This is a genomic window from Streptomyces sp. NPDC058964 (assembly GCF_042741275.1).
Lineage (GTDB): Bacteria > Actinomycetota > Actinomycetes > Streptomycetales > Streptomycetaceae > Streptomyces.
In genome coordinates this window covers 14,333-21,338 of the sequence record NZ_JBHYKH010000057.1, presented here as the reverse complement: position 1 = coordinate 21,338, position 7,006 = coordinate 14,333, and the positions used below count along the sequence as shown (strand labels likewise).

The following is a 7,006-nucleotide window of genomic DNA, read 5'->3' as shown; positions in this document are numbered from 1 at the left end:
GGCTCTCCCGGCTGGAGTCCCAGCCGCCCACCGTGCCCGTCCTCGACCTCCAGGAGTACGCGGTGGGCACGGTCTGCGCGGCCGTACCGATCACGGCCGGGTCCGCCGTGGGCTGTCTCGCGCTGTCCCTGCCGGTCGAGCACGCCCACCGGCTGCGGCGGGCCGCGGACGAACTCGACCCGATCGGCACTGCGGCGTTCGACGCCACCGACACCGACCGGCTCGGGCAGTTCTTCGCGGACCTGCCGGATCCCGTCGACCATGTGATGGTCACCGCCGGCAGCCCCCTGTACATGCCCCTGGCCGACATGGACCTGGCCACGGCCCGCCGGTCCTTCGACGAGCGCATCGCCATGACACTGGGAACGGCCCTCTACAGCCGGGACAGGGTCCGGGCCGGAGGCACACTGCTGTTCGTGGGCGGTACCGGCGGCCGACGCCCCGGTGTCGGCATGGCCGTCGCGTCCGCGGGCACCGCGGCGCTGCCCGCCCTCATCGCCAACCTGGCCCTCGAGATGGCGCCGATCCGGGTCAACCTCATCGCCGCCGGCTTCGTCGACACACCCTTGTCGGCCTCACTCCTGGGGGACCGACTGGAGTCCCGGCGCGCGGAGTTGCGGGCCAGGCTGCCCATCGGGCGCGTCGTCGTCCCCGCGGACGTCGCCGCTCTGGCCGTACACATCATGTGCAACGGCGCGCTCACCGGCGCGACCTACGACATCGACGGCGGACAGCAGCTCCTCCCCCACTGACGAACGGGCCCGGACCGGCCCTGTTCGCTCACGCCGGTGTGTGCTTCGGAGGTACGCAGAACCACGCCAGGACGGCGGCGGTCAGGTAGGCGAGCGCCCCGACGGCCATGCTGGTGCGCGTCCCCGCGTCGTAGTCCACGGCCGTGGCGAGCAGGGTGCCGCCGAGCGCGACGCCGGTGGCGCTGCCGATCTGGCGGGTGGTGTTGAACAGGGCGGAGGCGGTGCCCGCGTACCCGGCGGGCGCGGCCCCCATCACGGTACTGGTCGCGCCCGTGAGGGCGAAGGACGTACCGAACCCGGCGGCCATCATCGGGGCGATGAGCAGCGGGTAGGCCGGCTCGGGACCCGCCGCGCCCCAGCCTGCCAGTCCCAGGGCGGCCAGCAGCATGCCGGTGACCACCAGGGGGCGGTCGCCCGTCCTGCGGGTCAGGCGCCCGGACAGGACCGAGGCGAACATCGTCATCGCCACGGCGGGGAGCAGCGCCACCCCGGTACCGAGGGCGCTGAACCCCCGCTGGTGCTGGAAGTCGAGACTGGCGGTGAAGACCATCCCGTAGAAGCCGAAGTTGAACAGCATGCCGATCACGGCTCCGCCGCTCAGGGAACGGGAGCGCAGCAGGCTCGGCGGAAGGGCGGGAGACCGGGCCAGCCGCTCGCGCACCGCGAACGCCACGACGGCCGGCACCGTCAGGCCCGCCGCCGCGAGGACCGCCGGATCGGACCAGCCGCGCCGGCCCGCCTCGTTGAGCGCGGCGGTCAGCAGGGCCACGGCGGCCACGACCGCGCACTGCGCCGGCCAGTCCATGGCCCGGTCCCGCTGTCGCGGCGACGCAGCCACATGACGCAGCGTCAGCATGAGGCAGACGATGCCCACCGGCACGTTGATGAGGAACACCCAGCGCCAGCCCACGGTGGAGACCAGCAGCCCGCCGAGCAGCGGGCCGGCGGAGGCGGCGATGCCCGCCATCGCACCCCACAGTCCGAAGGCCCGCGAACGCTCGGCCGGCGCCGGGTAGGCCTGCTGCAGCAGAGCCAGGGAACCCGGCACGATCAGTGCCGCGCCCGCCCCTTCCACCAGCCGGGCGACCACCAGGAACGGGGCGTTCTGCGCGAGCGCACACGCGATGGAGGACACCGTGAACACGGTCACGCCGGTGCAGAAGATCCGGCGGTTTCCCAGGCGGTCGCCCAGTGCGCCGCCCGTCAGCAGCAGTCCCGCGAAGACCAGGGTGTAGCCGTCGGTGATCCACTGGATTCCGGTGAGCGAGGCCGGCAGTTCCCGGCCCACGACCGGAACGGCGACGTTGATGACGGTGACGTCCAGAATCACCATGAAATACCCGGCGCACACCGCCAGCAGCGGCGCCCCCGACCACCGTCCGGGCCCCGCCTCCGGCTCATCACCACCGAGGGCCTCCGCTGGCGGCACCTTCCCACCCCGTCACCTGTCGCTGATCAAGACCGGAAGATTACGATAAGGGAGATTCAGCCCATATCGAGAGGTTTGATCCGTGGCCCAGGGCAGGCGAGGAGAGTCATGCCGACGCTGGCATCGGTGAACGTCGGACTGCCGAAGGATGTGCGGTGGCACGGCCGCACGGTCCGCACCGGCGCGTGGAAGCAGCCCGTCACCGGGGCGCGGACGGTGCGGCGGCTGAACATCGAGGGCGACGGGCAGGGCGACCTGGCCGGCCACGGCGGGGAGATGCGCGCGGTGCTCGTGTACCAGCTCGACTCCTACCGCCACTGGGCGCGGGAGCTGGATCGCGACGACCTGAGACCCGGCCACTTCGGCGAGAACCTCACCGTGGACGGTCTGCCCGACAACGAGGTGTGCATCGGCGACCGCTATCGGATCGGCGGTGCCGTGTTCGAGGTGACCCAGCCACGGGTGACCTGCTACCGGGTCGGCCTCCGCCTCGGGGAGCCCAGGATGGCGGCGCTCCTCGTGGCCCATCGGCGCCCCGGATTCTACTGCCGGGTGATCGAGGAGGGCGAGGTGGAGGCCGGACAGGAGATCGCCAAGATCGCCTCCGGCCCCGGGGGAATGACCGTCGAGGAGATCGACGGACTGCTCTACCTGCCCGGGCACAGCCAGGAGCAGGTGGAGCGGGCGCTGCGGATCCCGGCCCTCAGTCCGGGCTGGCGGGCATCCATGCTCGCGCTCCTCGAGCAGGCCGGCCCCGGTGGCACCGGGGCGGGCGGGAACGCGGGTCTGACGGGCGCGGCCGCCGTGCCGCCCGCCTGGCCGGGCTTCCGGCGGCTGAGGGTGGCAGGTGTCCACGAGGAGAGCCGCAGTGTGCTGTCCCTGACGCTGGCCGCTGCGGACGGGGGGCCGCTGCCCGCCGCGCTCCCCGGGCAGTTCCTCACGGTGAAGGTCCGCCCCGGCGCCCACGAGGCGCCGCTGCTGCGCGGCTACTCCCTCTCCGGCCCCCCCGGTGCCGGCAGCTACCGGATCAGCGTCAAGCGCGAACCCCGCGGTGTGGTGAGCGCGTATCTCCACACGCACACCTCCGTCGGTGACGAGCTGGAGGTGGCCGCGCCGCGCGGTGTCTTCCGCTTGACGCAAGGAACGAGCCCGGTGGTGCTGGTGTCGGTGGGGGTCGGGGCCACCCCGGTGCTCTCCATGCTGCACGCCCTGGCCCAGTCGGCCGCCGAGCGGGAGGTCTGGTGGCTGCACGGCGCCCGCTGCCGCGCCGAGCACGCCTTCGCCCGGGAGACACGCGAGCTGCTGGCCGCGCTGCCGCACACCCGGTGCCGGATCTTCTACAGCCGGCCCGGCCCGGACGACCGCCGGGGGGTGGACTACACGGACGAGGGCCGGCTCACGCCCGAACGCGTCGCCGCCCTCGGACTGCCCGGCGACGCAGACGCCTACCTGTGCGGACCGCGGTCCTTCATGGAGGCCACGACCGCCGCCCTCGTCGAGGCGGGTCTGGAGCCCGCACGGGTGCGGACCGAGTTGTTCGGAGCGAAGGCCGCCATCACTCCCGGCATCAGCGCGCCGGTGGCACCCACGGCCCCGCACCAGCCGCCCGGACGGCCCGGCACCGGCCCCGACGTGACCTTCGCGCGCAGCGGGCTGACCGCCCGCTGGCAGCCGGACCGGATCAGCCTCCTCGAACTGGCGGAGGCCTGCGACGTACCGGTCCAGTGGTCCTGCCGTACCGGTGTCTGTCACACCTGCGAGCTGCCCCTGCTGGCCGGCGCGGTCGACTACTCACCGGACCCGGTGGACCCGCCGGCCGAGGGCAACGTCCTGATCTGCTGTTCCACCCCGGCGAGGGACACCGACGCCGTCGTCCTGGACCTGTGAGCACCGGGCCGACGCGGTTCGCCGGTCCGGGCGCTCTGCTAAGCGTCGGGGAGTCGCACAATGCTGCCCTGCTCGTCGAGCGTGTGCGTGCTCCAGTACGCGTCCCACTCGTCACCGGCGTACTCGGGGACCTTGCCCTCCGGGCAACGGGCCCGTCCCGTCCCCTGGCCCGCCCCTCGCCGCCGGGGACACGGTCCCCGGTTCGGGAGCGCTAGGGGACCCCGACTTCGAAGAGCACGTATCCCGCGTACGAGCCGGAGGCCACCGCGGTGATGCCGAGCAGGGTGCACAGCAAGGGCAGGCGCAGTGCGCGCAGTTGGACCGCCGGCGGGATGAAGAGGGGGAAGGCCGGGAGCAGATAGCGCGAGACGTTGCCGAATATCTGCTGGCTGCCCAGGACCAGGGCGAAGGTGAACAGTGTGTAGACGGTCAGGACGGCCGGGGCCCGCAGGCGGATCAGGAGGGGGAAGAGCAGCAGACCCAGGAGGACGACCGCCACGCCGATGATGTCCTCCAGGGGGCACGCGAAGAGGTAGTCGAAGCGGCCTACCGCGATGGAGGTGAAGACGTCGAACGTCTGCTTTCCGTAGTCGAAGGTGTGGGCCCAGGCGCCTTTCTGGAGGGTGAAGTAGCCGCCGAGGCCGCCCATCCGGTCGCCGACCCACAGCAGATAACCGGCCAGCCCCAGCGGGGATATCAGCATCGCGGTCAGCGGACGTGCGACGCCGTCCTGGCGACGGCGGAGCGCGAGGAGCGCGGCGACGGAGAGTGCGACGACGAGTGCCGCGGCCGTGGGGCGGTTGAGGCCGGCGGTGAAGGTGAGGACCCCCGCGGTCAGCCAGCGGCGGCTCATGACGGCGTGACAGGCCCAGACGGTGAGCGCGACGTAGAGGGACTCCGAGTAGCCCGACCATTCCGTGCCGGAGCCGGGCCAGACGGCCCACAGGCCGGCCGCGGCCAGTCCGGCCCGATGGCCGCCGAACCGGGCGGCGACGGCATGGATGCCGAGTGCGGCGACGAACGAGGCCACGACCGAGACCAGCATGCCCGCCCCGTACAGGCCGAGACCCGTGCACACGGAGACCAGCCGCATCGTCGCGGGGTAGAGCGGGAAGAACGCGGCCGAGTTGCCCTCCAGGGTGATCAGCCCGGTGGCCCCGGGCACCGGGACGAGCGCGGGGTGGTATCCGTGTGCGGCGATCTGCTGGTACCACCAGCCGTCCCAGCTGGCCAGTACGTCCCAGGCGTGGGCGCCGCCGCCGAAGCGCGGGTGCTTCTTCCTGAACTCCCCGGACGAGGCCAGCAGGTACATGAAGACGGCGAAGCCGATGAGCTTCAGTACGCCGTACATCGCGAGCACGGGCAGGCACTGACGGGCCGTCCCGCGCAGGCGCAGGCGCAGGTCCCGGCCAGGGGCGGGGGCGTCCGAGGGGCTGGTGCCCGGACGGGGCCCCGGTGTCGTCGTGTGGTTCATGTGCTCGTGGATCCCGTCCGGCGTCGGTTCGCGGGGAACACCCAGATCCGGAAGAGGAGGAAGCGCAGGACAGTCGCCGCGAGGTTGGCGGCCACCAGCGCGCCGACCTCGGTGCGGCGCGCCGCTGCGGGTGCCAGGTGGTGCAGTACGGCGAGTGACCCGCTGGTGAGGGCCAGGCCGATGACGAGGACGAACACTCCCTTGGCCTGGTGGCGCAGCGCACCGCCGCGGCCACGCAGGCCGAAGGTGAGTCGCCGGTTCGCGGCCGTGTTGACGACCGCGCAGGCCAACAGCGCCAGCGCGTTGGCGGCCTGTGGCCCCACCGCCGGACGCAACCGCGCGTACAGGAGCACGTATCCGACGGTGCTCACCGCTCCCACGGCGGCGAAGCGCAGAAGCCGGCCGGCCGCACCGCCCGGCGGGCCGCCGTCGGCGGTCCGGCGCAGGCCGCCCATGGGGAGCGAGCCGCGGGCCAGGGCCCGGCCGATCCTGGCGATGCCCCGCAGGTCGCCGAGCGCGGTGGCCAGGATGTCGACCCGGCTGTCGGGATCGTCCACCCAGTCGACCGGCACCTCGTGGATGCGCAGTCCGGCCCGTTCGGCGATCACCAGCAGTTCGGTGTCGAAGAACCACCCCACGTCCTCCACCAGGGGCAGCAGCCGCTCGGCGACATCGCGCCGCACGGCCTTGAACCCGCACTGCGCGTCGGAGAATCCGACCGCCAGCGTGGAGCGCAACAGGGCGTTGTAGCAGCGGGAGATGACCTCACGCTTGGGGCCGCGCACCACCCGCGAACCGCGCGCAAGGCGCGTGCCGATGGCGATGTCGGAGTGCCCGGATATGAGAGGTGCGACCAGCGGGAGAAGTGCCGTCAGGTCGGTCGACAGGTCGACGTCCAGGTACGCGAGCACCGGCGCCCGGGAACCCGACCACGCGGCGTGCAGCGCCCGTCCCCGCCCCTTCTCGGCGAGCCGCAGCCACTCCGTCTCGGGGAGCTCGGCGGCCAGCCGGGCCGCGATCCGCGGGGTCGCGTCGGTGCTGGCGTTGTCCGCGACGGTGATCCGGAACGGGTACGGGAAGGTCGCGCGCAGGTGGGCGTGGAGTCGCCGCACGCTCGGCTCCAGGTCTCTCGCCTCGTTGTACACCGGGACGACCACGTCGAGGACCGGCTGCCGCTGGTGCGCCGGCACCGGTGTACGGAGCGGCAGTCCGTCCGTCCCGTCGTCCGGCGTGCCGTCGGTCGGGTCCTGCATGGAGTGCGAGGAGGCCATCACGGCTGTCGAGCCTGTTTCTGTCATGGTTCATCCCGGTTTGTGTGCTGTCACGGGGCATGCCGAAGTGATGCGTGGCAGTACCGCGTTGAGGAGGGGTTACGGACGTGCGGCCCGAGCGGGGGCGCTCTTCCGGCTCCCCGGGGGAGCGCGCGCGCGGGCGCGCCCGCGCGGGGGGGGGGGGGGCCCCCCC

Annotated in this window: 5 protein-coding genes; 2 read left to right on the top strand and 3 right to left on the bottom strand. The window is 72.9% G+C overall.

Going from position 1 to position 7,006, the window contains the following annotated elements; translation table 11 throughout:
• The coding region (locus ACFW2E_RS10420) for an SDR family oxidoreductase (protein WP_384464394.1) at positions 1-752 on the top strand (752 nt) is incomplete at its 5' end.
• 28 nt (positions 753-780) lie between these two features.
• On the opposite strand, the gene ACFW2E_RS10415 is transcribed toward ACFW2E_RS10420, so the two are convergent.
• The gene (locus ACFW2E_RS10415) at positions 781-2,181 is read right to left on the bottom strand and encodes an MFS transporter (protein WP_384464391.1); all 1,401 of its coding nucleotides are present in this window, start codon (positions 2,179-2,181) and stop codon (positions 781-783) included.
• A gap of 108 nt (positions 2,182-2,289) precedes the next feature.
• Between ACFW2E_RS10415 and ACFW2E_RS10410 the strand changes: the two genes are divergently transcribed.
• Positions 2,290-4,068, top strand: coding sequence for an MOSC domain-containing protein (locus ACFW2E_RS10410; protein WP_384464388.1), 1,779 nt, complete (start codon positions 2,290-2,292; stop codon positions 4,066-4,068).
• Between the two features lie 211 nt (positions 4,069-4,279).
• Here ACFW2E_RS10410 and ACFW2E_RS10405 read toward each other — a convergent pair whose 3' ends face one another.
• Positions 4,280-5,542: a hypothetical protein gene (locus ACFW2E_RS10405; RefSeq protein ID WP_384464385.1), complete on the bottom strand. Its 1,263-nt coding sequence runs from the start codon at positions 5,540-5,542 to the stop codon at positions 4,280-4,282.
• Positions 5,539-6,840, bottom strand: coding sequence for a glycosyltransferase (locus tag ACFW2E_RS10400; protein WP_384464382.1), 1,302 nt, complete (start codon positions 6,838-6,840; stop codon positions 5,539-5,541). The genes ACFW2E_RS10405 and ACFW2E_RS10400 overlap by 4 nt, the downstream gene beginning before the upstream one ends.
• Positions 6,841-7,006 lie beyond the last annotated feature (166 nt).